23 protein-coding genes and 1 pseudogene are annotated in these 25,809 nt (G+C 67.9%); 18 read left to right on the forward strand and 6 right to left on the reverse strand.

What is annotated here, in order from left to right:
- Window positions 1-65 precede the first annotated feature (65 nt).
- The 11 genes from GXN78_RS17260 to GXN78_RS17310 all read left to right on the forward strand — a co-directional run bounded on the left by GXN78_RS17260 (window position 66) and on the right by GXN78_RS17310 (window position 12,784).
- Window positions 66-440: an SMR family transporter gene (locus GXN78_RS17260; protein WP_106560656.1), complete on the forward strand. Its 375-nt coding sequence runs from the start codon at window positions 66-68 to the stop codon at window positions 438-440.
- A gap of 1 nt (window position 441) precedes the next feature.
- A complete protein-coding gene (locus GXN78_RS17265) occupies window positions 442-1,875 on the forward strand; it encodes a UbiA family prenyltransferase (RefSeq protein WP_106560655.1) in 1,434 nt (477 codons plus the stop codon).
- Between the two features lie 21 nt (window positions 1,876-1,896).
- A complete protein-coding gene (locus tag GXN78_RS17270; RefSeq protein ID WP_106560654.1) occupies window positions 1,897-3,375 on the forward strand; it encodes a glycosyltransferase family 87 protein in 1,479 nt (492 codons plus the stop codon).
- A gap of 175 nt (window positions 3,376-3,550) precedes the next feature.
- Window positions 3,551-4,237 carry a TetR/AcrR family transcriptional regulator gene (locus tag GXN78_RS17275; protein WP_106560653.1) on the forward strand — a complete coding sequence of 229 codons (687 nt, stop codon included), beginning with the start codon at window positions 3,551-3,553 and terminating at the stop codon, window positions 4,235-4,237.
- 46 nt (window positions 4,238-4,283) lie between these two features.
- Window positions 4,284-6,080, forward strand: a complete 1,797-nt coding sequence (locus GXN78_RS17280) for an acyl-CoA dehydrogenase C-terminal domain-containing protein (protein ID WP_106560652.1) — start codon at window positions 4,284-4,286, stop codon at window positions 6,078-6,080.
- 5 nt (window positions 6,081-6,085) lie between these two features.
- Window positions 6,086-6,517: a DUF2147 domain-containing protein gene (locus GXN78_RS17285; RefSeq protein WP_106560667.1), complete on the forward strand. Its 432-nt coding sequence runs from the start codon at window positions 6,086-6,088 to the stop codon at window positions 6,515-6,517.
- Between the two features lie 23 nt (window positions 6,518-6,540).
- Window positions 6,541-8,940: a 3-hydroxyacyl-CoA dehydrogenase/enoyl-CoA hydratase family protein gene (locus GXN78_RS17290; protein WP_106560651.1), complete on the forward strand. Its 2,400-nt coding sequence runs from the start codon at window positions 6,541-6,543 to the stop codon at window positions 8,938-8,940.
- Window positions 8,941-8,950: 10 nt separating this feature from the next.
- Window positions 8,951-10,150 (forward strand): acetyl-CoA C-acyltransferase, encoded by a 1,200-nt coding sequence (locus GXN78_RS17295; RefSeq protein WP_106560650.1) that lies wholly within the window; start codon window positions 8,951-8,953, stop codon window positions 10,148-10,150.
- A gap of 46 nt (window positions 10,151-10,196) precedes the next feature.
- On the forward strand, window positions 10,197-11,102 hold the full coding sequence (locus GXN78_RS17300; RefSeq protein ID WP_106560649.1) for an alpha/beta fold hydrolase: 906 nt from the start codon (window positions 10,197-10,199) through the stop codon (window positions 11,100-11,102).
- 24 nt (window positions 11,103-11,126) lie between these two features.
- On the forward strand, window positions 11,127-11,960 hold the full coding sequence (locus tag GXN78_RS17305) for a thioesterase family protein (RefSeq protein WP_106560648.1): 834 nt from the start codon (window positions 11,127-11,129) through the stop codon (window positions 11,958-11,960).
- A 59-nt stretch (window positions 11,961-12,019) separates the two neighbouring features.
- Window positions 12,020-12,784, forward strand: coding sequence for an enoyl-CoA hydratase (locus tag GXN78_RS17310; RefSeq protein WP_106560647.1), 765 nt, complete (start codon window positions 12,020-12,022; stop codon window positions 12,782-12,784).
- 28 nt (window positions 12,785-12,812) lie between these two features.
- Here GXN78_RS17310 and GXN78_RS17315 read toward each other — a convergent pair whose 3' ends face one another.
- A complete protein-coding gene (locus GXN78_RS17315; RefSeq protein ID WP_106560646.1) occupies window positions 12,813-13,229 on the reverse strand; it encodes an acyl-CoA thioesterase in 417 nt (138 codons plus the stop codon).
- Window positions 13,230-13,270: 41 nt separating this feature from the next.
- On the opposite strand from GXN78_RS17315, the gene GXN78_RS17320 reads away from it, so the two are divergent.
- The 7 genes from GXN78_RS17320 to GXN78_RS17350 all read left to right on the forward strand — a co-directional run bounded on the left by GXN78_RS17320 (window position 13,271) and on the right by GXN78_RS17350 (window position 20,604).
- On the forward strand, window positions 13,271-15,106 hold the full coding sequence (locus GXN78_RS17320) for an ABC transporter ATP-binding protein/permease (RefSeq protein ID WP_106560645.1): 1,836 nt from the start codon (window positions 13,271-13,273) through the stop codon (window positions 15,104-15,106).
- A gap of 29 nt (window positions 15,107-15,135) precedes the next feature.
- A complete protein-coding gene (locus tag GXN78_RS17325) occupies window positions 15,136-16,074 on the forward strand; it encodes a 2-hydroxyacid dehydrogenase (RefSeq protein WP_106560644.1) in 939 nt (312 codons plus the stop codon).
- 37 nt (window positions 16,075-16,111) lie between these two features.
- Window positions 16,112-17,095 carry a LysR substrate-binding domain-containing protein gene (locus GXN78_RS17330; RefSeq protein ID WP_106560643.1) on the forward strand — a complete coding sequence of 328 codons (984 nt, stop codon included), beginning with the start codon at window positions 16,112-16,114 and terminating at the stop codon, window positions 17,093-17,095.
- Between the two features lie 343 nt (window positions 17,096-17,438).
- The gene (locus GXN78_RS17335) at window positions 17,439-18,341 is read left to right on the forward strand and encodes a transporter substrate-binding domain-containing protein (protein WP_106560642.1); all 903 of its coding nucleotides are present in this window, start codon (window positions 17,439-17,441) and stop codon (window positions 18,339-18,341) included.
- Between the two features lie 96 nt (window positions 18,342-18,437).
- Entirely contained in the window at window positions 18,438-19,163 is a 726-nt protein-coding gene (locus tag GXN78_RS17340; RefSeq protein ID WP_106560641.1) for an amino acid ABC transporter permease, read from the forward strand.
- Window position 19,164: 1 nt separating this feature from the next.
- Window positions 19,165-19,836: an amino acid ABC transporter permease gene (locus GXN78_RS17345; protein ID WP_106560640.1), complete on the forward strand. Its 672-nt coding sequence runs from the start codon at window positions 19,165-19,167 to the stop codon at window positions 19,834-19,836.
- A 30-nt stretch (window positions 19,837-19,866) separates the two neighbouring features.
- Window positions 19,867-20,604: an amino acid ABC transporter ATP-binding protein gene (locus GXN78_RS17350; protein ID WP_106560666.1), complete on the forward strand. Its 738-nt coding sequence runs from the start codon at window positions 19,867-19,869 to the stop codon at window positions 20,602-20,604.
- 81 nt (window positions 20,605-20,685) lie between these two features.
- On the opposite strand, the gene GXN78_RS17355 is transcribed toward GXN78_RS17350, so the two are convergent.
- The 5 genes and pseudogenes from GXN78_RS17355 to GXN78_RS17375 form a co-directional block, all read right to left on the reverse strand.
- Complete coding sequence (locus GXN78_RS17355) at window positions 20,686-21,720, reverse strand: DctP family TRAP transporter solute-binding subunit (protein ID WP_106560639.1); 1,035 nt, start codon at window positions 21,718-21,720, stop codon at window positions 20,686-20,688.
- Window positions 21,721-21,752: 32 nt separating this feature from the next.
- Window positions 21,753-23,051 carry a TRAP transporter large permease gene (locus tag GXN78_RS17360; protein WP_106560638.1) on the reverse strand — a complete coding sequence of 433 codons (1,299 nt, stop codon included), beginning with the start codon at window positions 23,049-23,051 and terminating at the stop codon, window positions 21,753-21,755.
- Window positions 23,048-23,600: pseudogene (locus GXN78_RS17365) on the reverse strand (TRAP transporter small permease). The gene GXN78_RS17360 and the pseudogene GXN78_RS17365 overlap by 4 nt, the downstream one beginning before the upstream one ends.
- Before the next feature lie 94 nt (window positions 23,601-23,694).
- The gene (locus GXN78_RS17370; protein ID WP_106561419.1) at window positions 23,695-24,429 is read right to left on the reverse strand and encodes a fumarylacetoacetate hydrolase family protein; all 735 of its coding nucleotides are present in this window, start codon (window positions 24,427-24,429) and stop codon (window positions 23,695-23,697) included.
- Window positions 24,426-25,802, reverse strand: coding sequence for an MFS transporter (locus GXN78_RS17375; protein ID WP_164255513.1), 1,377 nt, complete (start codon window positions 25,800-25,802; stop codon window positions 24,426-24,428). Before GXN78_RS17375 ends, GXN78_RS17370 begins: the two co-directional genes overlap by 4 nt.
- Window positions 25,803-25,809: the final 7 nt, after the last annotated feature.

Consider the following 25,809-nt stretch of genomic DNA (forward strand, 5'->3'; position numbering starts at 1 on the left):
TGAAGTGGAAAGTTGTAATACGAAGGCATGATACTTGTGGTAACCAAAAAGACCTCAAGTTTCAAATGACCTTCCCCACGTTCTCGATCATCTTCGCCGGCGTGCTGCTGAATTCGGCAGCGCAGCTGATGCTCAAGGCCGGCGCCAAGTCGCTCGGGACGGTGGCGTTCGGCAGCGGCGCATCGCTGTTCGCGGCCGGGTGGAACGCGGCAACCCAGCCCTGGATCCTTGTCGGCCTGTGCTGCTATTTCGTCAGCGCGGGCCTCTGGGTCCTGGCGCTGACGCGGGTGGACGTCACGCTCGCCTACCCCATGCTGTCCATGGGCTACGTGATCGCCGCGCTGCTGGCCTGGCAGCTCTTCGGCGAGGCCTTGACCGGCCCGCGGGTGCTGGGCATCGCCATCATCCTGGTCGGTGTCGTCGTGCTGGCGAGGAGTTGACATGGCGCCTCCCCTTCCGCTCTACGTCGACCTTGACGGCACGCTGATCGCGACCGATTCGCTGCACGAGTCGCTGCTCAAGCTGGTGCGCGTCTCGCCGAGCGCGCTGCTGCAGCTGCCGCTCTGGCTGCTGCGGGGGCGCGCCGCGCTCAAGCGCGAGGTGGCCCAGCGCACGAGCCTGGACGTGAGCACCTTGCCATACCGGCCCGAGGTGCTCGACTTCGTGCGCCGCGCCCGCGAAGCGGGCCGCCGCACCATCCTGGCCACGGCCAGCGACGGCAAGGTGGCGCGGCGGGTGGCCGAGCACCTGGGCCTCTTCGATGCCGTGCTGGCCTCCGACGGCGAGCGCAACGTCAAGGGCGCGAACAAGCTGGCCGCCATCCTGGCCGATACCGGCGGCAAGGCCTTCAGCTACGCCGGCGACCACCCCGCCGACCTGAAGGTCTGGCAAGGCGCGGAGGCGGCCGTCGTGGTCAGCCGCTCCGGCGCGCTGGCACGCCGCGCGGCCGGCCTGACCGAGGTGGAGGCGGTGATCAAGCCCAAGCGCGTCGGCCTCGGCCGCTATCTCTACGGGCTACGCGCGCACCAGTGGCTGAAGAACCTGCTGGTCTTCCTGCCGCTGATGCCGGTGCTGCACGACCTGACGCAGGCACTGGTGGTCGATGCGACGCTCGCCTTCCTGGCCTTCGGCCTCATGGCCTCGGGCATCTACGTGCTCAACGACCTGCTCGACCTCGAGTCGGACCGCCGCCACCACCGCAAGCGACGACGACCCTTCGCCGCCGGCGACATCTCGCCCAGCGCCGGGCTCGCGATGTCGGTCACGCTGGCCATCGCGTCGCTGACCTTGTCGGCCGCGCTGCTGCCCGCATCCTTCGTGGGCGTGCTGCTGTTCTATGCGGCGCTGACCACCGCCTACTCGGTGTTCCTCAAGCGGCGCGCGGTGGTGGACGTGTTCGCGCTGGCCGCGCTCTACACCATCCGCGTGGCGGCCGGCACCCAGGCGACGGGGCAGCCGCTCTCCTTCTGGATCCTCTCCTTCTCCCTCTTCATCTTCCTGAGCCTGGCGCTGGCCAAGCGCTATGTGGAACTCACTGCCGCCGGTGCCGCCGGCGGCGACGCCGGGCAGCTCAAGCGCGATCGGGGCTACGTCCCCGGCGATGCGACTTTCGTGCTGTGCACGGGCGTCGCTGCCGGGCAGATGTCGGCGCTGCTGCTGAGCCTCTACCTGCAGGACCGGCAGATGCTCGCGCGCTACGGCGATCCCGAATACCTGTGGGCGCTGATCCCGCTGTTCCTGTTCTGGACCGTGCGCATCTGGCTCAAGGCCGTGCGCGGCGCGCTGCACGACGACCCAGTGGTCTTCGCCGCGCGCGACTGGGTCAGCCGCCTGGCGGTCGGCCTCGGTGCCCTCGCGCTCTGGATGGCGCACTAGCTTTTTCCCCTCGACACCGCCATGAAGATCCTGATCCTGGTCGCGGCCGCGACCGTTCTCTGCACGCTGCTCCTGTTCGCGCTGTGGCGCCACCAGCCGAGTATCCCCGGCTTGCCGCGGCGCTCGGCGCAGGCGCAACGGCTGAGTGCCGCGTGGCGCCTGTGGCTGGTCTTCCTGCTGAGCGGCCTGGTGGCGAGCGCCATCGTCGCGCTCGCCGTCGGCGAGCCGCGCGAGAGCTCGCTGGGCTACCTGAAATTCGTGCTGTCCTTCCACAACGGCGACGACTCGTGGATGCCGATGCTGCGCGCCTCCGCCTTCCTGCGGGAGCATCCGGACCAGCCGCTGTACCCGTCGGTCTTCTTCGTGCAGCACGTGAAGTTCCAGTACCCGCTCACGGCGCTGCTGCCGCTGGACTTGCCGCAGTGGCTCTTCGGCCTGGCGCCGGACACGGTGGTCGCGATCTTCAAGATCCTGTCCCGGCTCAGCCTCGTCGCCATCGGAGTCGTGTTCTTCAAGCTCTTCATGGGCGCGGTGCAGGAGTCGTCCGGCCGCGAGGCGCTGCAGTTTCCGCCGGTCTCCGCCGGCGTGATGGCGGGCCTGAGCCTGCTGACGGTCGCACTGTTCTATCCGATCCTGCGCTCCGAATACCACGGCCAGATCCAGACCGCCATGACGCTGGCCGCCGGCCTCGCGCTGCTGGCCTGGCAGCGCAACCAGCCCCGGCTCTCCGGCCTGGCGATGGCCCTGTGCTGCATCATCAAGCCGCAGTGGGTCGTCGTCATCCTCTGGGCGCTGCTGCGTCGGCAATGGAAGTTCGCCTGGACCGCGACCTGGGTCACAGGCGCTTGCGCCCTGCTGGCGATCGCGGTCTACGGGCCTCGCAACTTCTTCGACTACATGCCCGTCGTGTCCTTTCTGAGCAAGCACGGGGAGAGCTACTTCATCAACCAGTCCCTCAACGGCCTGATGCACCGGCTGCTCGCCAACGGCGTGAACCTGCAGGGGGCCGGGCTCGTCTGGTCAGGCACCGATTTCCCGCCCTTCCATCCGGTCGTCTACGCGGTAACCACGGTGTCTTCGGCCCTGATCCTCGGCGTGGTGCTGCTCTGGAAGCTGGGCAAGCGCCCGAGCGCGGTGGATTTGTCGCTGGTCATGCTGAGCCTGACGCTGGCGTCGCCGATCGCGTGGGACCACCACTACGGCATGCTGCTGCCGGTCTTCGCCGTGCTCTTTCCCGCCGCGCTGCGGCGGCAGGCATGGGGCGCGTGGACCGTGCCCTTCCTGTGGATCGCGTTCGTGCTGTCCAGCGAATCCTTCGTGGGCGCGACCAACCTGCTCGCCGCGACGCGGTGGAACGTGCTGCAGTCCTACCAGTTCTTCGGGGCGGTGATGGTGCTGGGGCTGCTGTACCGCGTGTCATGGCTGGAGGTGCGTGCGCCGGCCGGGGTGCAGGCCGATCACCGCGAAGCGCCGGTCAGCGGACTGGGCCGTCTGGCCTGAGCCTGGAACGCGCGCACAGTCCGGCGACCGGGGCGCCTCCGGTCGGCGCGCCCGCGCGCGCGAGGGCTGCCGCGCGCGGCCGATAACCTTCCTCCGCTGTCGGGCTTTCATCGAGCGGAAAGTAAAAGGCCTGCAAAATAGAACGACCGTTCGTTTTATTCCATCGCCCCGCACCATGCCCGCCGCCGCGCCTCGCAAGGCCACCCGTGCGCCCCAGAAAGGCCAGCAGACCAAAGCCGTCATCGTCGATGCGGCGCTGAACCTGGCCGCCCAGATCGGGCTCGAGGGCCTGTCCATCGGCGCGCTGGCCGAGGTCACGGGCATGAGCAAGTCGGGCGTGTTCGCCCATTTCGGCTCGCGCGAGGAATTGCAGATCTCGGTGGTGCGCGAGTACCACACGCGCTTCGAGCAGGAGGTGTTCTACCCGGCCCTGCAGGCGCCGCGCGGCCTGCCGCGACTGCGTGCGCTCTTCGCCAACTGGATGAAGCGCACCTCGGCCGAGATCGACTCGGGCTGCATCTACATCAGCGGCGCGGTGGAGTTCGACGACCGGCCGGGGCCGGTGCGCGATGCGCTGGCCGAGTCGGTGAACATCTGGCTGGCTGCGATGCTGCGCGCCGTGCTGCAGGCGCAGGAAGAAGGCCAGTTGCACGCCGAGGCCGATGCCAAGCAGATCTCCTTCGAGATCCACGCGCTGATCCTGGCGCTGCACTACGAGGCGCGCTTCCTGCGCTCGCCCGATTCGCTGGCCCGCGCCAACGCCGGCTTCGACAACATCCTCGCGCGCTGCGCCACGCCGGAGGCGCTGGCCGCTTCCGGCCCCGCCGCAGCGGCGACGCGCCGGCTCAAGCCGGTGCGCTGAACACGACTTCTTTTTTTTCTCTTCATTTTTTTCCGGAGACCTTTCCATGCCCGCCTACACCCCGCCCCTTCGCGACATGCAGTTCGTGATGCACGAAGTGCTCAAGGTCACCGACGAATTCAAGGCACTGCCCAAGCACGCCGAAGTCGACGCCGACACCATCAACGCGGTGCTGGAGGAGGGCGGCAAGTTCGCCGCCGAGGTCACCTTCCCGCTCAACATCTCGGGCGACGAGGAGGGCTGCGTGCTTGACAAGAGCACGCACGAGGTGAAGACCCCCAAGGGCTTCAAGGAAGCCTATGCCAAGTACGTCGAGGGCGGCTGGGCGGCGCTGTCCTGCGATCCGCAGTACGGCGGCCAGGGCCTGCCCTTCGTGGTGAACCAGTGCATCTACGAGATGCTCAACTCGGCCAACCAGGCCTGGACGATGTACCCCGGGCTCTCGCACGGCGCCTATGAGGCGCTGGTGGCGCACGGTACCGAAGAGCAGAAGAAGACCTACCTGCCCAAGCTCACCAGCGGCGAATGGACCGGCACCATGTGCCTGACCGAGCCGCACTGCGGCACCGACCTGGGCCTCTTGCGCACCAAGGCCGAGCCGCAGCCCGACGGCAGCTACAAGCTCACCGGCAACAAGATCTTCATCTCGGCCGGCGAGCACGACATGGCCGAGAACATCATTCACCTGGTGCTGGCCCGCCTGCCGGACGCGCCCAAGGGCAGCAAGGGCATCAGTCTGTTCGTGGTGCCCAAGTTCAACGTCAAGCCCGACGGCTCGCTCGGCAGCCGCAACGGCATCTACTGCGGCGGCCTGGAGCACAAGATGGGCATCCACGGCAACGCCACCGCGCAGATCGTGCTCGAAGCCGCCGCCGGCACGCTGGTGGGCGAGCCCAACAAGGGCCTGGCCGCGATGTTCGTGATGATGAACGCGGCGCGCCTGGGCGTGGGCAACCAGTCGCTGGGCCTGACCGAGGTGGCCTTCCAGAACGCGCTGGCCTACGCCAAGGACCGCGTGCAGATGCGCTCGCTGTCGGGCGTGAAGGCCAAGGACAAGGACGCCGATCCGATCATCGTGCACCCCGACGTGCGCAAGATGCTGATGACGGCCAAGGCCTATGCCGAAGGCGGCCGCGCGCTGCAGATCTTCTGCACGCTGCTTCTGGACAAGGAACACCACCATCCCGACGAGAAGGTGCGCAAGGATTCGGGCGAGCTGGTCGCGCTGCTCACTCCGATCGTGAAGGCCTTCATCACCGACAACGGCCACATCTCGACCAACGCCTGCATGCAGGTCTTCGGCGGCCACGGCTTCATCAAGGAATGGGGCATGGAGCAGTTCGTGCGGGACAACCGCATCAACATGATCTACGAGGGCACCAACACCATCCAGTCGCTGGACCTGCTGGGCCGCAAGGTACTGGGCAACAACGGCGCCACGCTCAAGAAGTTCGGCAAGCTGGTGGCCAAGCTGGTGGAGGAAGAGGGCGTGAACGAGAAGATGAGCGAGTTCATCACGCCCATCGCCGTGCTGGGCGAGCAGCTCACCAAGTTCACGACCGAGCTGGGCTTCCGCGGCTTCCAGAACCCCGACGAAGTCGGCGCCGCGGCGGTGGACTACCTGCGCGTGGCGGGCCACTTCGTGTTCGGCTACCTGTTCGCGCTGCAGGCGCGCGTGGCGCTCGCCGCGATCGCGGCCGGCAACGCCGACCCCTTCTATCAGGCCAAGCTGCAGACCGCGCGCTTCTACTTCGCCAAGCTCTTTCCAGAGACCGCGACGCTGATGCGCACCGCGCGCGCCGGCGCCGCGCCGCTCATGAACACCGACGCCGCCCTGGCTTGATCGCCATGAAGCGCCTTCTTGCAACCATCGCCCTGGCGTGGGCCGGCTCGGCCCTGGCGCAGATGACCCCCGTCGGCGTCTGGCAGAGCATCGACGACAAGACCAGCGAGGCCAAGTCGCAGATCCGCATCGGCGACTCGGGCGGCGTGCTCAGCGGCCGCATCGAGAAGCTGCTGCGCAAGGACGCGAAACAGGACGCGGTGTGCGACGAATGCACCGACGACCGCAAGGGCAAGCCGCTGGTCGGCCTGGAGATCATCCGCGGCGCGAAGAAGGCCGACGGCAAAGAGGTCTGGGAAGACGGAAAGATCCTCGACCCCGAGAACGGCAAGAGCTACACGCTGCGCCTCACGCCCATCGACGGCGGCAAGAAGCTGGAAGTGCGCGGCTCGGTGCTGGGCATCGGTCGCACGCAGACTTGGGTCCGCGTCCAGTAAGACATCTATTTGTTGGAAATTCAATGTCCAGATTTGAAGTGAAGAAGGTCGCCGTGCTCGGCGCCGGCGTGATGGGCGCGCAGATCGCGGCCCATCTCGTCAACGTGCGCGTGCCGGTCGTGTTGTTCGACCTGGCGGCCAAGGATGGTCCGAAGAACGGCATCGTGACGCGCGCGATCGACAACCTCAAGAAGCTCAAGCCCGCGCCCTTGGGCGACGTGGCCGACGCCGAGCTGATCGAGCAGGCCAACTACGAGGACGACCTCGCGAAGCTCGGCGAATGCGACCTGGTGATCGAAGCCATTGCCGAGCGCATGGACTGGAAGCTCGATCTCTACAAGAAGATCGCGGCCCATGTGGCCAAGCACGCGATCCTGGCCTCGAACACCTCGGGCCTGTCGATCACCAAGCTGAGCGAGGCGCTGCCCGAGGCGCTCAAGCCGCGCTTCTGCGGCATTCACTTCTTCAACCCGCCGCGCTACATGTTCCTGGTCGAGCTGATCAATACGCCGACCACCGAGCCGCAGGTGCTGGACCAGCTCGAGGCCTTCGTCACCAGCACGCTCGGCAAGGGCGTGGTGCGCGCACACGACACGCCCAACTTCATCGCCAACCGCGTCGGCATTGCCGGCATGCTGGCGACCCTGACGGAAGTGGAGAAGTTCGGCCTCACGCCCGACGTGGTGGACGACCTCACCGGCAAGAAGCTGGGCCGCGCGAGCTCGGGCACCTTCCGTACCGCCGACGTGGTGGGGCTGGACACCCTGGCCCACGTGGTGAAGACGCTGCAGGACAACCTGAGCACCGAGACCGACCCCTTCTACGCCAAATTCGCGACGCCGCCCGTGCTCGCCAAGCTGCTGGAGTTGGGCAACCTGGGGCAGAAGACCAAGGCCGGTTTCTTCAAGAAGGCCGGTCGCGACATCCTGCGCTTCGACTTGGCCAAGGGGGATTACGTGCCCTCAGGCGAGAAGGCCGACGAGGTCTACGGCCGCATGCTCAAGAAGCCGGCGGCCCAGCGACTGAAGCTGCTGCGCGAGAGCGAGGGCGCGCAGGGCCGCTTCCTCTGGGCCATCCTGCGCGACAGCTTCCACTACGCGGCCGTGCATCTGGCGACCATTGCCGAGAGCGCCCGCGACGTGGACTTCGCGATGCGCTGGGGCTTCGGCATGAAGCAGGGCCCCTTCGAGCTCTGGCAGGAAGCAGGCTGGGCGCAGGTCGCGAAGTGGATCCAGGAAGACATCGACGCCGGCGAGGCGCTGTCGAAGGCGCCGCTGCCGAAGTGGGTCTTCGAAGGCCCGGTGGCCGAGGCCGGCGGCGTGCACACGCCCGAGGGCTCGTGGAGTGCGTCGCAGAGCAGCTTCGTCCCGCAGCGCCGCCTGCCGGTACATGAGCGCCAGCTCTTTCCCGAGAGTGTGCTGGGCAGCAACGCGGCCGACGCGAACCTGGCCGGCACCACGATCCAGGACGAGGGCGACGTGCGCCTGTGGACGCTGGACGGCGAGGTGCTGATCGCCAGCATCCATTCGAAGATGCACGCCATCAGTCCCGACGTGGCCGACGCGCTGGCGGCCGGCGTCGAGCTGGCCGAGCGCGAATACAAAGCGATGGTGATCTGGTCGCCCGACGAGATGTTCTCGGTCGGCGCCGACCTGCAGGCCATGCTGCCGGCCTTCGTGGTCGCCGGCATCGGTGCGGTCGAGGGGGCGGAGGAAGAGCTGCAGAAGGTGATGCTCAAGATCCGCTACGCCGGCGTGCCGGTGGTGTCGGCCGTGCGCGGCATGGCGCTGGGCGGCGGTTGCGAGCTGGCCGTCTATTCGGCGAAGCGCGTCGCGGCGATGGAAAGCTACATCGGCCTGGTCGAGGTCGGCGTGGGCCTGGTGCCGGGTGCCGGCGGCCTGACCTACATCGCGCGCCGCGCGGCCGAGAACGCGGCGGCCTCGACCGGCAGCGACCTGCTGCCCTTCCTGACCGAGGGCTTCACCGCCGCGGCCATGGCCAAGGTCGGCACCAGCGCGCTGGAATCGAAGAAACTGGGCTACCTGCTGGACAGCGACGTGATCGTGCCCAACAAGGACGAGCTGCTCTACGTCGCGCTGCAGCAGGCCAAGGCGATGGCGGACGCCGGCTGGCGAGCCCCGATGCGGCGGCTGTTCAAGGTCGCCGGGCGCAGCGGTGCCGCCACGATCAAGGGACAGCTGGTCAACATGCGCGACGGCGGCTTCATCAGCGCGCACGACTTCCACATCGCCGGGCTGATCGCGAACGTGGTCACCGGCGGCGATGTCGATGCCGGCAGCCTGGTGAGCGAGGAGTACCTGATGGCGCTGGAGCGCAAGGCCTTCTGCTCGCTGATTCTTCATCCCAGGACGCAGGAGCGGGTCATGGGGATGCTCTCCACCGGCAAGCCGCTGCGCAACTGAAAGAACTCCGATGAGCAAGCAACTCCAAGACGCCTACATCGTCTCCGCCACCCGCACCCCCATCGGCCGCTCGCACCGCGGCTTCTTCCGCAACACCCGCCCCGACGACCTGCTCGCGGCCACGCTCAAGGCCGCGCTGGCCGCCGTGCCGGGCCTCGATCCGAAGGCCATCGAGGACATCGTCTGCGGTTGCGCCATCCCCGAAGCGCAGCAAGGCCTCAACGTCGCCCGCATCGGCGCCGTGCTCGCGGGCCTGCCCACCAGCATCGGCGGCATCACCGTCAACCGCTTCTGCGCCTCGGGGCTCTCGGCCGTGCAGATGGCGGCCGACCGCATCCGCGTCGGCGAGGCCGAGGTGATGATCGCCGCCGGCGTCGAGAGCATGAGCATGGTGCCGATGATGGGCAACTCGCCATCGCTGTCGCCCTCGATCTTCGAGCGCGACGGCGACGTCGGCATCGCCTACGGCATGGGCCTCACCGCCGAGAAGGTGGCGCAGCAGTGGAAGGTCAGCCGCGAGGCGCAGGACGCCTTCGCGCTGCAGTCGCACCAGCGTGCGCTGGCCGCGCAGCAGGCCGGCGAGTTCGCCGACGAGATCGCGCCGATCGAGGTGACCGATCGCACGCCCGAGCTGGACAGCGGCGAGGCCATCGCCAAGACCCGCACCGTGTCGCTCGACGAAGGCGCACGCCCCGACACCAGCCTCGAAGGCCTCGCCAAGCTGCGCACCGTGTTCGCCGCCCGCGGCACCGTCACCGCCGGCAACAGCTCGCAGACCTCCGACGGCGCCGGCGCGCTGATCCTGGCGAGCGAGAAGGCCTGCAAGCAGTTCGACCTCAAGCCCCTGGCGCGCTTCGTGAGCTTCGCGAGCAAGGGCGTGCCGCCGCACATCATGGGCATCGGCCCGATCGAGGCGATTCCGGCGGCGCTGCGCTACGCCGGGCTCACGCAGGACGCGATCGACTGGTTCGAGCTCAACGAAGCCTTCGCCGCGCAATCGTTGGCGGTGATCAACACCCTGGGCCTGGATCCGGCCAAGGTCAACCCGATGGGCGGCGCGATCGCGCTGGGCCACCCGCTCGGCGCGACCGGCGCCATCCGCTCGGCCACCGTGGTGCACGCGCTGCAACGCAAGAAGCTCAAGTACGGCATGGTCACCATGTGCGTGGGCATGGGCCAGGGCGCTGCCGGCATCTTCGAACGGGTCTGATCGCACGCGCCACGCAGGCCGCCACGCAAGACAAGGAGACAACGGCATGCAACAGAAGACCCTGACCCTGGAGGACGGCACCCCGCTCGCGCTGCGCCGCTACGAAGCCGTCGGCCCGCAGCGCGCGAGTGTGGTGATCGGCGGCGCGATGGGCGTGCGCCAGGCCTTCTACGAGCCCTTCGCGCGCTGGCTGGCGCAGGAGGGCGTCGACGTCTGGACCTTCGACTATCGTGGCTCGGGCGACTCGCGGCCGGGCGGCGCCACCGCCTCGCTGCGCGGCTTCGAGGCCGACCTGTTCGACTGGGCGCGCGACTACGAGGCCGTGATCGATGCCGCCAAGGCCGCGCGGCCCGACCGCCCGCTCTACCTCTTGGGCCACAGCCTGGGCGCGCAGCTGCCGGGCTTCCTGCAGCGGCCGCAGCAGGTCGACGGCCTGGTCAGCATCGCGGCGGGCAGCGGCTACTGGCGCGAGAACGCGCCGCGGCTCAAGCGCACCGTCCTGTACTTCTGGTTCGTGCTGGTGCCGCTGGCCACGCGCCTGTGGGGCTACTTCCCGGGCCGCAAGCTGCGCAAGGTGGGCGACCTGCCGCGCGGCGTGATCCTGCAGTGGCGGCGCTGGTGCCTGGACCCGCGCTACAGCGTGGGCGCCGAGGGCGAGGCGGCCGCGCGCAGCTACGGGCGCGTGCGTTTCCCGGTGCTGGCGCTGTCGATCACCGACGACGAGCTGATGACGCTGGAAGGCACCGAGAGCCTTCTGAGCTTCTACGCGAGTGCGCCGAAGGCAGTGCAGCGCATCGCGCCGGCCGATGTGCAGGCCCGGCGCATCGGGCATTTCGGCTTCTTCCGCGAGCAGTTCAGCCTCAACCTGTGGCCGCGCCTGGCCGACAGCCTGCACCGGCTCGCGGCGCTGACCGCGTCGCCGGCAGCGGGCGTCACGCACACGACTGCCTGAGCCGCAGCGACGGAGCACACTGCGATGATGAGCACACATCCCCTGGACCACGCCCTGGCGCTCGCGCACAGCGACCTTCGCGCCGGCCTGTTCACCGGCGCCACCAGCGCCGACTACTGGAACATGGTCGGGCCCTTCGGCGGCACGACCGCGGCCGTGATGCTGCAGTCGTTGCTCAAGCATCCCGAACTGCTCGGCGCACCGGTGGCGTTGACGGTGAACTACGCCGTGGCACTGGAGGCCGGCCCCTTCGAGCTCCTGGCCGTGCCGGTGCGCACCAACCGCTCGACCCAGCACTGGACGATCCAGATGTCGCAGGCCGATGCCGAGGGCAGGCCGCAAGTGGTGAGCACGGGCACCGCGGTCACGGCCCTGCGGCGCGACACCTGGGGCGCCAGCGACCTGCCGATGCCCGAGGTGCCGCCGCCCATCGAGGTCGAGCGTCTAAGCATCGGCCCGGGCAAGGTGGCGTGGCTGGACCGCTACGAGATGCGCCCGATCAGCGGCACGATCCCGACGCGCTGGGACGGCAGCGGCGACCACAGCGAGACCCGCATGTGGCTGCGCGACGCGCCGGCGCGCCCGCTCGATTTCGCGGCGCTGGCGGCGCTGTGCGACTGCTTCTATCCGCGCGTGTGGCTGCGCCGCGCCAAGCCGGTGCCGATCGGCACGGTGTCGATCACCACCTACTTCCATGTCGACGCCGCGCAGCTCGCCGAGGTGAGCGACGGCTACCTGCTGGGCCGCGCCACCGGCCAGCAGTTCCGCAACGGCTACTTCGACCAAGCCGCGCAGCTGTGGAGCGAGGCCGGTGCGCTGCTGGCGACCTCGAACCAGATCGTCTACTTCAAGGAGTGACGGCCGCGAGGCCCGACACTTCTTCCACTTCTTCCACTTCTTTGCAGCAAGGACCTTCCATGAGCGACATCCTCGTCCACACCGAAGCCGGCGTGATGACCCTGACCTTCAACCGGCTCGACAAGAAGAACTCCATCACCCGCGCGATGTATGCCGAGCTGGCCGACGCGCTGGCGAAGGCCGCCGAAGACGGCACGGTGCACGCCGTGCTGATCCAGGGCGATGCCACCATCTTCAGCGCCGGCAACGACATCGGCGACTTCCTCAACGCGCCGCCCTCGACGCCGGAGTCGCCGGTGTTCCGCTTCCTGCAGGGCATCGCGACCTTTCCGAAGCCGGTCGTGGCGGCCGTGTGCGGCCCGGCGGTGGGCATCGGCACCACGATGCTGTTCCATTGCGACCTGGTCTATGCGGGCGACAACGCGGCCTTCTCGATGCCCTTCGTCAACCTGGGCCTGTGCCCCGAGGCGGCGTCCAGCCTGCTGGTGCCGCAGATGTTCGGCTACCACCGCGCAGCCGAGGCGCTGCTGCTGGGCGAGCCCTTCATGGCCGAGGCGGCGCTCGAAGTCGGCCTGGTCAACCGCGTGGTCCCGCCCACCGAGGCCAATTCCATCGCCCAGGCCCAGGCGCGCAAGCTGGCGGCCAAGCCCCTGTCGGCGCTGATCGAGATCAAGCGGCTGATGAAGATGGCGCAGCAGCCGGCTCTGCTGGAGCGCATGGGCGAGGAAGGCCAGAGCTTCGGCCGCATGCTGCGCGAGCCGGCGGCGCGGGAGGCCTTCACGGCGTTCATGGAGAAGCGGAAGCCGGATTTCTCGAAGCTCTGATACTTGGTCGCGATCACGCGCCGCGCAATCACTCCTTGACGATCGCCCGCGGCCTCCCGTTGTCGTCGATCGCCACATAGGTGAAGGTGGCCTGCGTCACCTTGATGTACTCGCCCTGCGCCTGGTGGCGCTCCGCGAAGACCTCCACCGTGACCGTCACCGAGGTCCGGCCGATCCGCACCAGTTTCGAATAGAAGGACAGGATGTCGCCCAGCCGCACCGGCTGCTTGAAGACGAACTCGTTGACGGCGACCGTGGCCATGCGGCCCTTGGCGTAGCGCGCCGGGATGACGGAGCCGGCGAGGTCGCACTGGGCCATCACCCAGCCGCCGAAGATGTCGCCGTTGGCGTTGACGTCGGCCGGCAGCGGGATCACCTTGAGCACGAGTTCCATGTCGGCGGGCAGGCTCTTGAGGGGGGCAGTGACGTTCGAGGAGGCAGACATGGGCACAATCCGGGAAAAGCAACAGCCACGATTGTCTCCTCATGCGCCGTAGCGGCGAAACCCTTTCCTCTGCCCACCACGCCTCGTCCAGCGAGCCCGCGCGCGCCGATCGCTCCGACTGGGCGACCCTGCGCCGGCTCTTCCCGTACCTCTGGCGATACAAGTGGCGCGTGCTGGCCGCACTGCTCTTCATGGTGGGCGCCAAGGTCGCCAACGTCGGCGTGCCGGTGCTGCTGAAGAACCTGGTCGACACCATGACGCCCAGGCCCGACATGGCGCAGGCGCTGCTGGTGGTGCCGATCGCGCTGCTGGTGGCCTACGGGCTGCTGCGCTTCTCGACCTCGCTGTTCGGCGAGCTGCGCGAGCTGGTGTTTGCCAAGGCGACCGAGGGGGCGGCGCGCAGCATCTCGCTGGAGGTGTTCCGCCACCTGCATGCGCTGTCGCTGCGCTTCCACCTGGAGCGGCAGACCGGCGGCATGACGCGCGACATCGAGCGCGGCACGCGCGGCGTGCATTCGCTGATTTCGATGTCGCTCTACAGCATCGTGCCGACCATCATCGAGCTCGCGCTGGTGCTCACCATCCTGGGCGTCAAGTTCGATGCGCTCTTCGTCTGGATCACCGGATGCGCGCTGGTGCTCTACATCCTCTTCACCGTCACCGTGACCGAGTGGCGCACGCAGTTTCGCAAGACCATGAACGAGCTCGACTCGGTGGCGCAGAGCCGCGCCATCGACTCGTTGCTGAACTACGAGACGGTCAAGTATTTCAACAACGAGGAGTTCGAGGCCGGGCGCTACGACGCCAGCCTGGACCGCTACCGCCGCGCCGCCATCAAGAGCCAGAACACGCTGAGCCTGCTGAACACCGGCCAGCAGATGCTGATTGCGGTGAGCCTGGTGCTGATGCTGTGGCGCGCCACCTCGGGCGTGGTCGAGGGCCGCATGACGCTGGGCGACCTGGTGATGGTCAACGCCTTCATGATCCAGCTGTACATCCCGCTCAACTTCCTGGGCGTGATCTACCGCGAGATCAAGCAGAGCCTCACGGACCTGGACAAGATGTTCGTGCTGATGGAGAAGGAGCGCGAGGTGCGCGACGCGCCGGGCGCGCTGCCGCTGGCTGGGCGCGATGCCAGCGTGCGTTTCGAGGATGTGAGCTTTGCCTACGAGGCCGCGCGGCCGATTCTGAAGCACGTGAGCTTCGAGATCCCCGCGGGCAAGACGGTGGCGGTGGTCGGGCCTTCCGGCTCGGGTAAGTCAACCCTGGCGCGGCTCCTGTACCGCTTCTACGACGTCCAGCAGGGCCGCATCCTCATCGGCGGCGAGGACATCCGCGAGGTGACGCAGGCCAGCGTGCGCCAGGCCATCGGTATCGTGCCGCAGGACACGGTGCTCTTCAACGACACCATCGAATACAACATCGCCTATGGCCGCCCGGGCGCGAGCCGTGCCGAAGTCGAGCAGGCGGCGCGGGCGGCGCGCATCCACGACTTCATCGCCGCCACGCCCAAGGGCTACGAGACGGCCGTCGGCGAGCGCGGCCTCAAGCTCTCGGGCGGCGAGAAGCAGCGGGTGGCGATCGCGCGCACGCTGCTGAAGAACCCGCCGATCCTGATCTTCGACGAGGCCACTTCGGCGCTGGACTCGGCCAACGAGCGCGCGATCCAGTCCGAGCTCAAGAGCGCGGCGCAGAACAAGACCACCCTGGTGATCGCGCACCGGCTCTCGACCGTGGTCGACGCGCACGAGATCCTGGTGCTCGAGGGCGGCGTGATCGTCGAGCGTGGCACCCATGCGCAGCTGCTCGCCAGGGAGGCGCGCTATGCCCAGATGTGGGCCCTGCAGCAGATCGAGGCTGCCGAGCCCGTTCTTTGATTCCCACCGCTTTTTCCGGAGATCGGACGATGCCCGACAAGATTCCCCTCCTGGTGCTCAACAGCCTGTCGAGCGCGCACCAGGCCCAGATTGCCGCCGTCTACGACATGCGCTACGCGCCCACCGCGGCCGAACGCGCGGCCGCCATCGCGGCGCAGGGCGCCCGCTTCCGCGCGGTGCTGACGATCGGCGTGATCGGACTCACGCCCGAGGAGCTGGCCGCGATGCCGAAGGTCGAGCTGATCTGCGCGATGGGCGCGGGCTACGAAGGCCTGCCACTCTCGGCGGCGCGCTCGCGCGGCATCGCGCTCGCCAACGGCGCCGGCACCAACGACGACTGCGTGGCCGACCATGCCTTCGGCCTGCTGATCGGCATCGTGCGCGGCATCCGCACGCTCGACCGGCAGTGCCGGGAGGGCGTGTGGCGCGAGGCGATCCCGCAGCCGCCCAACGTCTCGGGCAAGCGCCTGGGCATCCTGGGCCTGGGCACCATCGGCCAGAAGATCGCGAAGCGCGCCGCCGGCTTCGACATGGAAGTCGGCTACCACAACCGCAAGCCGCGCGAGGGCGCCGCGCACCGCTACTTCGACAGCCTGCAGGCGCTGGCCGCCTGGGCCGACGTGCTGATGGTCGCCACGCCGGGCGGTCCCGGCACGCGGCACCTGGTCGATGCCGGCATCCTCGACGCGCTCGGGCCGCGGGGCTACGTGGTCAACATCTCGCGCGGCAGCGTGGTCGACACCGAAGCGCTCGCGGCCGCGCTGCGCGAGGGCCGCATCGCCGGCGCCGGGCTCGACGTCTACGAGAGCGAGCCCAAGCGCCCCGAGCCGCTGATCGGGCTCGACAACGTGCTGCTCACGCCGCACGTGGCCGGCTGGTCGCCCGAGGCCACGCAGGCCTCGGTGGACCGCTTCATGGCCAACGCAGAAGGGCACTTCGCGGGGCGCGGCGTGGTGTCGCCCATCTAGAAATGGCCACGTCATGGCGCAGACATAATCGTCGCCCATGGAAACCAAGTGGCTTGAGGACTTCGTCAGCCTTGCAGAGACACGCAGCTTCAGCCGCTCGGCCCAGCTGCGCCACGTGACCCAGCCGGCCTTCTCGCGCCGCATCCAGGCGCTCGAAGGCTGGGCCGGCACCGACCTGGTCGACCGCAGCTCCTACCCCACCCGCCTCACGCCCGCCGGCCAGACGCTCTACGGCCAGGCCATCGAGATGCTGCAAGCCCTGCAGAGCACGCGCGCCATGCTGCGCGGCCATTCGGCCGCGGCGCAGGACGTGATCGAGGTGGCCGTGCCGCACACCCTCGCCTTTACCTTCTTCCCGGCCTGGGTCACCAGCCTGCGCGAGCAGTTCGGGCCGCTGAAGAGCCGGCTCATCGCCCTCAACGTGCACGATGCCGTGCTGCGCCTGGTGGAAGGCAGCTGCGACCTGCTGATCGCCTACCACCACCCCTCGCAGCCGCTGCCGCTGGACGCCACCCGCTACGAGATGGTGAGCCTCGGCGAGGAAGTGGTCGCGCCCTGGGTCAAGCCCGATGCCGAGGGTGCGCCGCGCTATCGGCTGCCGGGCCGCCCCGGCCAGCCGCTGCCCTACCTGGGCTATGCCCCCGGGGCCTACCTGGGCCGGGTGGTCGACCAGCTGCTGAAGGAATCGCACACCGCCATCCATCTCGACCGCGTCTACGAGACCGACATGGCCGAGGGTCTCAAGGTGATGGCGCTCGAAGGGCACGGCATCGCCTTCCTGCCGCAGAGCGCGGTGCGCAAGGAGGTGCGGGCGCGCACGCTGGTGAGCGCGCTGCCGCCCGAGATCGAGAAGCTCGAGGCCACCATGGAGATCCGCGCCTACCGCGAGCGGCCGGCCGCCGCGGCGCCGGGCAAGCCCGGCTCGCGTACCGCCAAGGGGGAGGGCGCCACGGTGCGCAGCAACAAGGGCACGGCCGACGCGCTGTGGGCCTACCTCGTCGGCACCCAACCCGCTGCTTGAGCAAGACCCCTTTCTTTGTGCGCTGCACAAATCTATGACGCCCCGGCATGCCGACCGCCGCAAAGGGCATTTGCCTTGGGTAGGGGGCACCCCTACAGTCGGGCCGCACGTTTTCTGCTGTCCCAGGCTTCGGAGAGCACGCGCCAGGCGCGTGCTTTTTTTCGGGCACAAAGGCTGCTATAGCTAATCCCATGAAGCGCTTTGCAACACGGTGCACCGCCTCGGAACTGCTGCACACTCCGCGTGATCGCAGGCGGTGCGCGGCGCACCGGGTTGGCCCGGGTATGCCGCAGAATGCGGGTGTCTAGAATTTGTGTATCTCTCAGTCACAGGAGTTTTCCTTATGAAGAAGCAAGTATTGGCGCTGGCCGTGATGGCGCTCGCCGCGGGAGGCGCAATGGCCCAAGCCACTGACACCCTGGCCAAGATCAAGGCCAGCGGCAGCGTCACGATGGGGGTACGCGACTCGTCCGGCGCGCTGGCCTACACCATCGGCGACGGCAAGTACGTCGGCTTCCACACCGAGATGGCCCGCAAGATCCTGAGCGACGTGCAAAAGCAGCTGGGCCTGCCCAAGCTGGAAGTGAAGGAACAGCTGGTGACCTCGCAGAACCGCATTCCCCTGGTGCAGAACGGCACCGTCGACCTCGAATGCGGCTCGACCACCAACAACGCCACCCGCCAGAAGGACGTGGCCTTCGCGATCACCACCTACGTCGAGGAAGTGCGCATCGCCGTCAAGGCCGACTCCGGCATCACCAAGGTCGCGGACCTCAACGGCAAGAGCGTGGCCACCACCACCGGCACGACCTCCGTGCAGACCCTGCGCAAGAACGAGCGCGCCCAGGGCATCGACTTCAAGGAAGTCATGGGCAAGGACCACGCCGACAGCTTCCTGCTGCTCGAATCGGGCCGTGCCGATGCCTTCGTGATGGATGGCCAGATCCTGGCCGGCAACATCTCCAAGTCCAAGAACCCGGCCGGCTTCAAGGTCGTCGGCGAGCCCCTGTCGGTCGAGCCGATCGCCTGCATGATGCGCAAGGACGACCCAGCTTTCAAGAAGGCGGTCGACGACAGCATCAAGAACCAGATCAAGGACGGCTCGCTGGCCAAGCTCTACGACAAGTGGTTCAACCAGCCGATCCCGCCGACCAACACCAAGGTCGGCCTGCCGCTGTCTGAAGCCACCAAGGCCGCGTGGGCGGCCCCCAACGACAAGCCGATGGAAGACTACGCCAAGAAGTGATGCTCGTGGGCTGAGTCGAAACGCCCGCCCTTTGCGGCGGGCGTTTGTTTTCAGGTTTCTCTTTTTCTTCAAGCAACAACGACTGAGGAGGTCCCGATGGGAAGTTGGGATTGGCAGGTCTTCCTGCAGGACCCGGGGGGCAAGGACCCGACATATTGGCAATGGCTGCTCTCCGCATGGGGCTGGACGGTGTCCGTCGCCCTCTCGGCCTTGGTGGTGGCGCTGCTCCTCGGCTCCATCGTCGGCGTGATCCGCACGCTGCCCAACAGCCCGGGCTGGGTGCGCTTGGGCAATGCCTGGGTCGAGCTGTTCCGCAACATTCCGCTGCTGGTGCAGATCTTCCTCTGGTACCACGTGGTGCCGGCGCTGTTCCCGGTCATGCGCGACGTGCCGCCCTTCGTGCTGGTGGTGCTGGCGCTGGGCTTCTTCACCTCGTCGCGGATCGCGGAGCAGTTGCGCTCCGGCATCCAGGCCCTGCCGCGCGGGCAGCGCTACGCCGGCATGGCGGTGGGCTTCACCACGCCGCAGTACTACCGCTACGTGCTGCTGCCGATGGCCTATCGCATCATCATTCCGCCGCTGACCAGCGAGTCGATGAACATCTTCAAGAACTCGTCGGTGGCCTTCGCGGTGTCGATCGCCGAGATGACGCAGTTCGCGATGCAGGCCGGCGAAGAGACCGCCCGGCCGATGGAGATGTACCTGGCCGTGACGGTGCTCTACATCATCTCGGCCTTCGCGATCAACCGCATCATGGCCTCGATCGAGAAGCGGACGCGGGTGCCGGGCTTCATTGCCCAGGCCGGCGGGGGAGGGCACTGACATGCTGACGAACCTCGACTTCTCCTTCTACAACTGGAACGTCATCACCGGCTTCCTGTTGAAGGGCCTGTATTTCAGTCTCTTCCTCACGGTCGTCGCGACGCTGGGCGGCATTCTCTTCGGCACGCTGCTGGCGCTGATGCGGCTGTCGGGCAAGAAGTGGCTGGACACGCCCGCGGCGATCTACGTCAACGGCATGCGCAGCATTCCGCTGGTGATGGTGATCCTGTGGTTCTTCCTGCTGGTGCCCTTCCTCATCGGCCGGCCGATCGGCGCCGAGATCTCGGCCATCATCACCTTCGTGGCTTTCGAGGCGGCCTACTTCAGCGAGATCATGCGCGCGGGCATCCAGTCGATCCCGCGCGGCCAGGTCCACGCCGCGCAGGCGGTGGGCATGACCTACAAGCAGAACATGACGCTGGTGATCCTGCCGCAGGCCTTCCGCAACATGCTGCCGGTGCTGCTGACGCAGACCATCATCCTGTTCCAGGACACCTCGCTGGTGTATGCCATCGGCGCCTACGACCTGTTGAAGGGCTTCGAGACGGCCGGCAAGAATTTCGGCCGGCCCATCGAGTCCTACCTGCTGGCGGCGGTGCTGTACTTCATCATCTGCTACGCGCTCTCCTACATGGTCAAGCGTCTTCACAAGAAGATCGCCATCATCCGCTGAACATCGAAAGGCAAAGTCATGGCCGACAAAATGATCGAAATCAAGAACGTCTCCAAGTGGTACGGCCCGGTGCAGGTGCTCAACGACTGCTCGGTCAGCATCGCCAAGGGCGATGTGGTGGTGGTATGCGGGCCCTCGGGCTCGGGCAAGTCCACGCTGATCAAGACGGTGAACGCGCTCGAGCCCTTCCAGAAGGGCGAGATCACGGTCAACGGCACGCCGCTGCACGACCCCAAGACCAACCTGCCGAAGCTGCGCTCCAGGGTGGGCATGGTGTTCCAGCACTTCGAGCTGTTCCCGCACCTGTCGGTGACGGAGAACCTCACCATCGCGCAGATCAAGGTGCTGGGCCGCTCGCAGGACGAAGCCAAGGTGCGCGGTCTGAAGATGCTCGACCGCGTGGGCCTGATGGCGCACAAGGACAAGTTCCCGGGCCAGCTCTCGGGCGGTCAGCAGCAGCGCGTGGCGATCGCTCGCGCGCTGAGCATGGACCCGATCGTGATGCTGTTCGACGAGCCCACATCTGCGCTGGACCCGGAAATGGTGGGCGAGGTGCTGGACGTGATGGTGGCGCTGGCCAAGGAAGGCATGACCATGATGGTGGTCACGCACGAGATGGGCTTCGCGCGCAAGGTGGCGAGCCGGGTGATCTTCATCGATGTGGGTGGGCGCATCCTCGAAGACTGCTCGAAGGACGAGTTCTTCGCGCACCCGGAGAACCGGCAGGCGCGGACCCGGGACTTTCTCAACAAGATCCTGCAGCACTGAGTCTTGTGTTCTTCAACAGAAAGCCCCGCAGTGCGGGGCTTTTTGCTTTCCGGGTGGGGACCCCCAGCGGTAGAACGCTCGTTACTTCTTCCGAGCAGCAATCGCCTGCTCAGCCTTCGTCACCAGTTCCGCACCGATCTGTGGCTTCCACTTCGCATACACAGGCCGCGTCGCCTTCACGAAGGCCTCGCGCTCTTCCGGCGTGAGCTGCGTGACCGTCACGCCCATTCCCGCGATGTCCTTCAGCACCGGCTTGTCGGCCTCCACCAGTCCCTTGCGCGCCAGCTCGATCTCCTGCTTGCCGGCGTCGATCGCGGCCTGCCGCACGATCGCCTGGTCGGCCGGGGTCCACGACGCCCAGATGTCCTTGTTGACCACGAACACCAGCGGGTCCGCCATGTAGCCCCAGGTCGTTACGAACTTCTGCCCCACCGTGTGCATCTTGAGCACAGTGAAGAGGAACAGCGGGTTCTCCTGCCCGTCCACCGCGCCGCTCGCCAGCGCGGGCTGCGCATCGGCCCAGCTCATCTGCGTCGGGTTGGCGCCCAGCGTGCTGAACATGTCGGAGAAGATGGGCGAGCCCACCACGCGGATCTTCATGCCCTTCAGGTCTTCAGGCGACTTGATCGCGCGCTTGGAGTTGGTGATCTCGCGGTAGCCGTTCTCGCCCCAGGCCAGCGGCACCACGCCGGCCTTGTCCAGCGTGTTGAATATGTCCTTGCCCACCTCGCCCTGCGTCAGCGCATCGACGGCCGCGTAGTCGGGCATGAGGAAGGGCAGCGAGAACAGGTTGAGCTGCTTGACCTGCGGCGACCAGTTGATGGTCGAGCCCACCGCCATGTCGATCACGCCCTGGCGCAGCGCGCTGAACTCGCGCGTCTGGTCGCCCTGGATCAGCGAGACGCCGGGGTAGAGCTTGATGTTGATTCGGCCCTGCGTGCGCTCCTTCACCAGGTCGGCCCAGATCTTGCCGGCCTGGCCCCAGGGCGTGGCCGGGCCCAGCACCAGCGACATCTTGTACTCGGCCTTGTAGCCTTGCGCCGGCGCGGAGACCGAGAAGCTGCCCAGCGTGGCGGCGAGGGCCAGCAGGCCGAGCAGGGAACGACGGAATTTCATGGGTCTGTCTCCTTTGGAACGAAGCGAAAAAATCAATAGCCCAGCGTATGCGGCAGCCACAGCGCGAGCTGCGGCCACGCGATCACGGCCACCATCACGAGGAACATCGCAAACAGCATCCAGCCCACCCAGCGCACGGTCTCTTCCATGCGCACGCCGGCAATGCGGCAGGACACCATCAGGTTCACCGCCAGCGGCGGCGTGAACTGGCCCAGCGCCACCTTGAGCGTGAGGATCACGCCGAACCATACCGGGTCCCACTGGTAATGCTGAACGATCGGCCACAAGAGCGGCACGAAGATCAGGAAGATCGACACGCCGTCGAGGAACATGCCCACCGTGATCAGCAGCAGGATCAGCAGCGACAGCACGCCGTACTCGCCCAGCCCCGAGTTCACGATCGCGCGCGTCACCGGATCGATCACGCCCAGCGTCGACAGCGAATAGGCAAAGATGCCCGCCAGCGAAACCACCAGCAGGATCACCGCCGAGAGCTCGCCCGACTCGCGCAGGATCACGAACAGGTCGCGCACGCGGATCGTGCGATGCACCGCCATGCCGACGAAGAGCCCGTAGAACACTGCGACCACCGCCGCCTCGGTGGGCGTGAACCAGCCGGCGCGCATGCCGCCGAGAATGAGCACCGGCGCCGCCAGGCCCCAGATCGCCTCGCGGAAACTCTTCCAGAAGGGCGGGCGCGGCAGCGAGGCCTCGAGCGCGCCCATGCGGTGCTTGCGCGCCATCCACACGGCCGGCACGATCAGCGCCAGGCCGGCCAGCACGCCCGGCACCATGCCGGCCGCGAACAGCGCCGGCACCGAGGCGCCGGGCACCAGCACCGAGTAGACGATGAAGGCCACCGAGGGCGGGATCAGGATGTCGGTGGCGGCCGCAGCGCCGACCACGCTGGCCGAGTAGGCGGCCGGATAGCCGGCGCGCGACATCGCACCGATCATCACCGCGCCCACCGCCGCCGCATTGGCCGGGCCCGAGCCCGAGATGCCGCCGAGGAACATCGCCACCACGATCGCCACCAGCGGCAGCATGCCGGGCCCGCGTCCGACGATCGCCACGGCGAAGTTGACCAGGCGCAGCGCCACGCCCGAGCGGTCGAAGATCGAGCCCACCAGCACGAACATCGGGATTGCCAGCAGCGGGTACTTGCCCAGGCCGGCATAGAAGTTCTGCGGCACCGCCAGCAGGCCGAACCACTGGGCATCGGCATTGGCCAGCCCGATGGCGACCGCACCCGCAAGGCCCAGCGCCGCGCCGATCGGCACGCCGACCAGCATCATCAGGATGAAGGCGGCGAAGAGCAGCGCCGGGATCATTCGCCCTCGGCGTGCCGCTCGCGGCTGCGCCGGATGAACAGGCCCACCGCGCGCAGCCCGATCGCGAAGCAGACGATCGGCAGCCAGACCGAATACCACCACTGCGGCACGCCGATGCCCGGCGAGGTCTCCTCGAAGCGGTAGTCGTCCCACACCACGCGCACGCTCAGCGCCGCGATCAGGAAGAAGAGCGCGGCCACCATCAGCGCGCCGAACTGCGCGAGCCGTTTGCGCCGGCCCATGGAGCCGCTTTCCGCGAAGTATTCGATGCGGATGTGGCGGTCGCGCGCCACCGCGGCCGAGCCCGCGACCATCGCCAGCAAGATCATCAGGACTACCGAGAACTCCTCGGTCCAGGCGAAGGAGGAGTCGGTGAAGTAGCGCACCAGCACGTTGGCGAAGGTGATGCAGGCCAGGAGGCCCATGATGATCACCGTGGCCCAATCCTCGATGCCCAGGGGCACGCGGGTCGGAAGGCTCGTCGGCGGCTTCGATCTCGGGGCAGGGGCTGGCGGCGTCCAGCAAGGGGCCGGACTCGGGGGAAGACATCGGGAAACGGCGCAGCGGCCGGGATTCGGCAAGCTCCGATCGTAACGATCGATAACGGTTTCCCTATGGGGCTTTCCTTAGCCGCGTTCCGTGCTCATGGCCGGGCGCTCGGTGTCGGGTTCTGCAGCCCGGCACCGACGTGCACCCGAAGCTCGCCCAGTCCCTCCACCACGCCGATCATCGTCTGTCCGGCTTGCACGGGCCCCACGCCGGCCGGCGTTCCCGTGTAGACGAGGTCGCCCGGATGCAGCTCGAACCAGCCGGACAGGTGCGCGATGGTCTCCGCGACGTTCCAGATCAACTGGTCGATGTCGCTGTCCTGGCGTGTCTGGCCGTCCACGTCGACCCGGATGCGCGCGCGCTCGGGGTGGCCGATGGCGGCGGCGGCCCGGATTTCGCCGACCAGTGCCGAGCCGTCGAAGGACTTTCCGATTTCCCACGGCCTGCCTTGCTCGCGCATCCGGATCTGGAGGTCGCGCCGGGTCATGTCGAGACCGACCGCATAGCCGAAGACGTGATCGAGCGCCTCGCCCACCGGGATGTCGCTGCCGCGCCTGCCGATGGCGACGACGAGCTCGATCTCGTGCTGGAAGTCCGTGGTGCAGGCGGGATAGGGGATCTCGGCCGTCGTCCCTTCGCGGATGGGGACGATCGCGTCCGTGGGCTTGCAGAAGAAGAAGGGCGGCTCGCGATCCGAGAAGCCCATCTCGCGGGCATGCGCCGCGTAGTTGCGCCCGACACAGTAGACACGGCGCACCGGAAAGAGCAGGTCGCTGCCTGCAACGGGCACGGCCGTCGCGGGCGGCGGGGGCAGCACATAGGCGCTCATTCAAGCGCTCCCGCCGCCGGGCGCGCGCCCGCTTCGGGCACCGCTTCGCGACGGCGCATCGTCCGGCGAGCCAGCAGCGCGATCGCGACAGCGGCCAGCCACGCGGGGAGCGCAGCCACGGCGAAGAGGGATTCCAGGGCCACGCCGGTGCCGACCAGCATGCCGCCCACCACGGGCCCCGACGATCGAGCCCGCCGCCCCACGCCCAGGGCCCAGCCCACGCCGGTCGAGCGAATCTCGGTGGCATAGAGGCTGGACGCCAGCGCGTTGATGCTGATCTGGGCGCCGATCACGCAGAAGCCGGCGACGCAGACCATCGCCATCAGCGCGGGGAACTCCGCCTGCGTCATGCGGCCGATGGCGAAGGTCGCCAGGCCTGCCGCGACGTACGCGGCGAGGAGCACCCGGTACGGGCCCAGCCGATCGATCAGGCGCGCGAACATCAAGGCGCCTGCAATGCCGCCGAGATTGAGCAGCGCCGTGGACACGATGGCCTTGTCCAGCGGCACGCCGGCCTGCCGCAGCAGAGCGGGCAACCAGTTGACGAGGAAGTACAGCACCAGCAGGTTCATGAAGAACACCGCCCACAGCAGCAGGGTCTGCGCCGTGCGCTGGCCACCGAAGAGCTGCAGGACGCTCATGCCTTTCTGGGGCTGCGCCTCGCTCCTCTTGAAATGCACCTGCGCGGCGCGCTCCGCGCCGAGGATCGGGATCAGCAGCGCCCGCAGCGTGGCGTCGGGCGTCCGCCGCGCGGCCAGCAGCCGGATGGACTCCGGCAGCCAGACGAAGAGCGCAGGCAGCAGCAGCAAAGGCAGCGCGCCGCCCAGCCAGAAGGTCGATTCCCATCCGAGCGAGGGGATCATCCGCGCCGCCAGGAAGCCGCCGAGCACGGCACCCAGCGGGAAGCCGCAGAACATCAGGCTGATCAGCGTCGCGCGCGAACGCGCCGGGGCGTACTCGGCGGTCAGCGCAATGATGTTGGGCATGGCGCCGCCCAGGCCGAGGCCCGTCAGCAGCCGCAGGATCATCAGCGTCGTGAGCGAATCCGCCCAGGGCGTCAGCAGGGTGAACGCGCCGAAGATCGCGGTCGTGGCCATGATCACGCGGCGGCGCCCGAAGCGATCCGCTGCCGGGCCGAAGACCAGCGCGCCGAGCATCAGCCCGGCCAGGCCGGCGCCGAACACCGGGCCGAAGGACGAGACCGGCAGGCCCCATTGGGCGGCCAGCACCGGCGCCACGAAGGCAACGACCTGGGTGTCGAAGCCGTCCAGCATCGCGATCAATGCGCAGAGGAAGACGATACGTTTCTGGGCGCGGCCGAAGGGCGCCTGGTCGATCGCCGTCGCTGCGTCGACAGTAGGGGTCGAAGGCATCTTGTGC

It is taken from the genome of Variovorax sp. WS11, assembly GCF_010499245.1.
In the GTDB taxonomy this organism is placed as follows: Bacteria; Pseudomonadota; Gammaproteobacteria; order Burkholderiales; family Burkholderiaceae_C; genus Variovorax.

Excerpts from the sequence above, each read along its gene's own strand:
- GXN78_RS17260 (WP_106560656.1), top strand. The coding sequence starts at position 66 with ATGACCTTCCCCACGTTCTCGATCATCTTCGCCGGCGTGCTGCTGAAT.
- GXN78_RS17265 (WP_106560655.1), top strand. The coding sequence starts at position 442 with ATGGCGCCTCCCCTTCCGCTCTACGTCGACCTTGACGGCACGCTGATC.
- GXN78_RS17270 (WP_106560654.1), top strand. The coding sequence starts at position 1,897 with ATGAAGATCCTGATCCTGGTCGCGGCCGCGACCGTTCTCTGCACGCTG.
- GXN78_RS17275 (WP_106560653.1), top strand. The coding sequence starts at position 3,551 with ATGCCCGCCGCCGCGCCTCGCAAGGCCACCCGTGCGCCCCAGAAAGGC.
- GXN78_RS17280 (WP_106560652.1), top strand. The coding sequence starts at position 4,284 with ATGCCCGCCTACACCCCGCCCCTTCGCGACATGCAGTTCGTGATGCAC.
- GXN78_RS17285 (WP_106560667.1), top strand. The coding sequence starts at position 6,086 with ATGAAGCGCCTTCTTGCAACCATCGCCCTGGCGTGGGCCGGCTCGGCC.
- GXN78_RS17290 (WP_106560651.1), top strand. The coding sequence starts at position 6,541 with ATGTCCAGATTTGAAGTGAAGAAGGTCGCCGTGCTCGGCGCCGGCGTG.
- GXN78_RS17295 (WP_106560650.1), top strand. The coding sequence starts at position 8,951 with ATGAGCAAGCAACTCCAAGACGCCTACATCGTCTCCGCCACCCGCACC.
- GXN78_RS17300 (WP_106560649.1), top strand. The coding sequence starts at position 10,197 with ATGCAACAGAAGACCCTGACCCTGGAGGACGGCACCCCGCTCGCGCTG.
- GXN78_RS17305 (WP_106560648.1), top strand. The coding sequence starts at position 11,127 with ATGATGAGCACACATCCCCTGGACCACGCCCTGGCGCTCGCGCACAGC.
- GXN78_RS17310 (WP_106560647.1), top strand. The coding sequence starts at position 12,020 with ATGAGCGACATCCTCGTCCACACCGAAGCCGGCGTGATGACCCTGACC.
- GXN78_RS17315 (WP_106560646.1), bottom strand. The coding sequence starts at position 13,229 with ATGTCTGCCTCCTCGAACGTCACTGCCCCCCTCAAGAGCCTGCCCGCC.
- GXN78_RS17320 (WP_106560645.1), top strand. The coding sequence starts at position 13,271 with ATGCGCCGTAGCGGCGAAACCCTTTCCTCTGCCCACCACGCCTCGTCC.
- GXN78_RS17325 (WP_106560644.1), top strand. The coding sequence starts at position 15,136 with ATGCCCGACAAGATTCCCCTCCTGGTGCTCAACAGCCTGTCGAGCGCG.
- GXN78_RS17330 (WP_106560643.1), top strand. The coding sequence starts at position 16,112 with ATGGAAACCAAGTGGCTTGAGGACTTCGTCAGCCTTGCAGAGACACGC.
- GXN78_RS17335 (WP_106560642.1), top strand. The coding sequence starts at position 17,439 with ATGAAGAAGCAAGTATTGGCGCTGGCCGTGATGGCGCTCGCCGCGGGA.
- GXN78_RS17340 (WP_106560641.1), top strand. The coding sequence starts at position 18,438 with ATGGGAAGTTGGGATTGGCAGGTCTTCCTGCAGGACCCGGGGGGCAAG.
- GXN78_RS17345 (WP_106560640.1), top strand. The coding sequence starts at position 19,165 with ATGCTGACGAACCTCGACTTCTCCTTCTACAACTGGAACGTCATCACC.
- GXN78_RS17350 (WP_106560666.1), top strand. The coding sequence starts at position 19,867 with ATGATCGAAATCAAGAACGTCTCCAAGTGGTACGGCCCGGTGCAGGTG.
- GXN78_RS17355 (WP_106560639.1), bottom strand. The coding sequence starts at position 21,720 with ATGAAATTCCGTCGTTCCCTGCTCGGCCTGCTGGCCCTCGCCGCCACG.
- GXN78_RS17360 (WP_106560638.1), bottom strand. The coding sequence starts at position 23,051 with ATGATCCCGGCGCTGCTCTTCGCCGCCTTCATCCTGATGATGCTGGTC.
- GXN78_RS17370 (WP_106561419.1), bottom strand. The coding sequence starts at position 24,429 with ATGAGCGCCTATGTGCTGCCCCCGCCGCCCGCGACGGCCGTGCCCGTT.
- GXN78_RS17375 (WP_164255513.1), bottom strand. The coding sequence starts at position 25,802 with ATGCCTTCGACCCCTACTGTCGACGCAGCGACGGCGATCGACCAGGCG.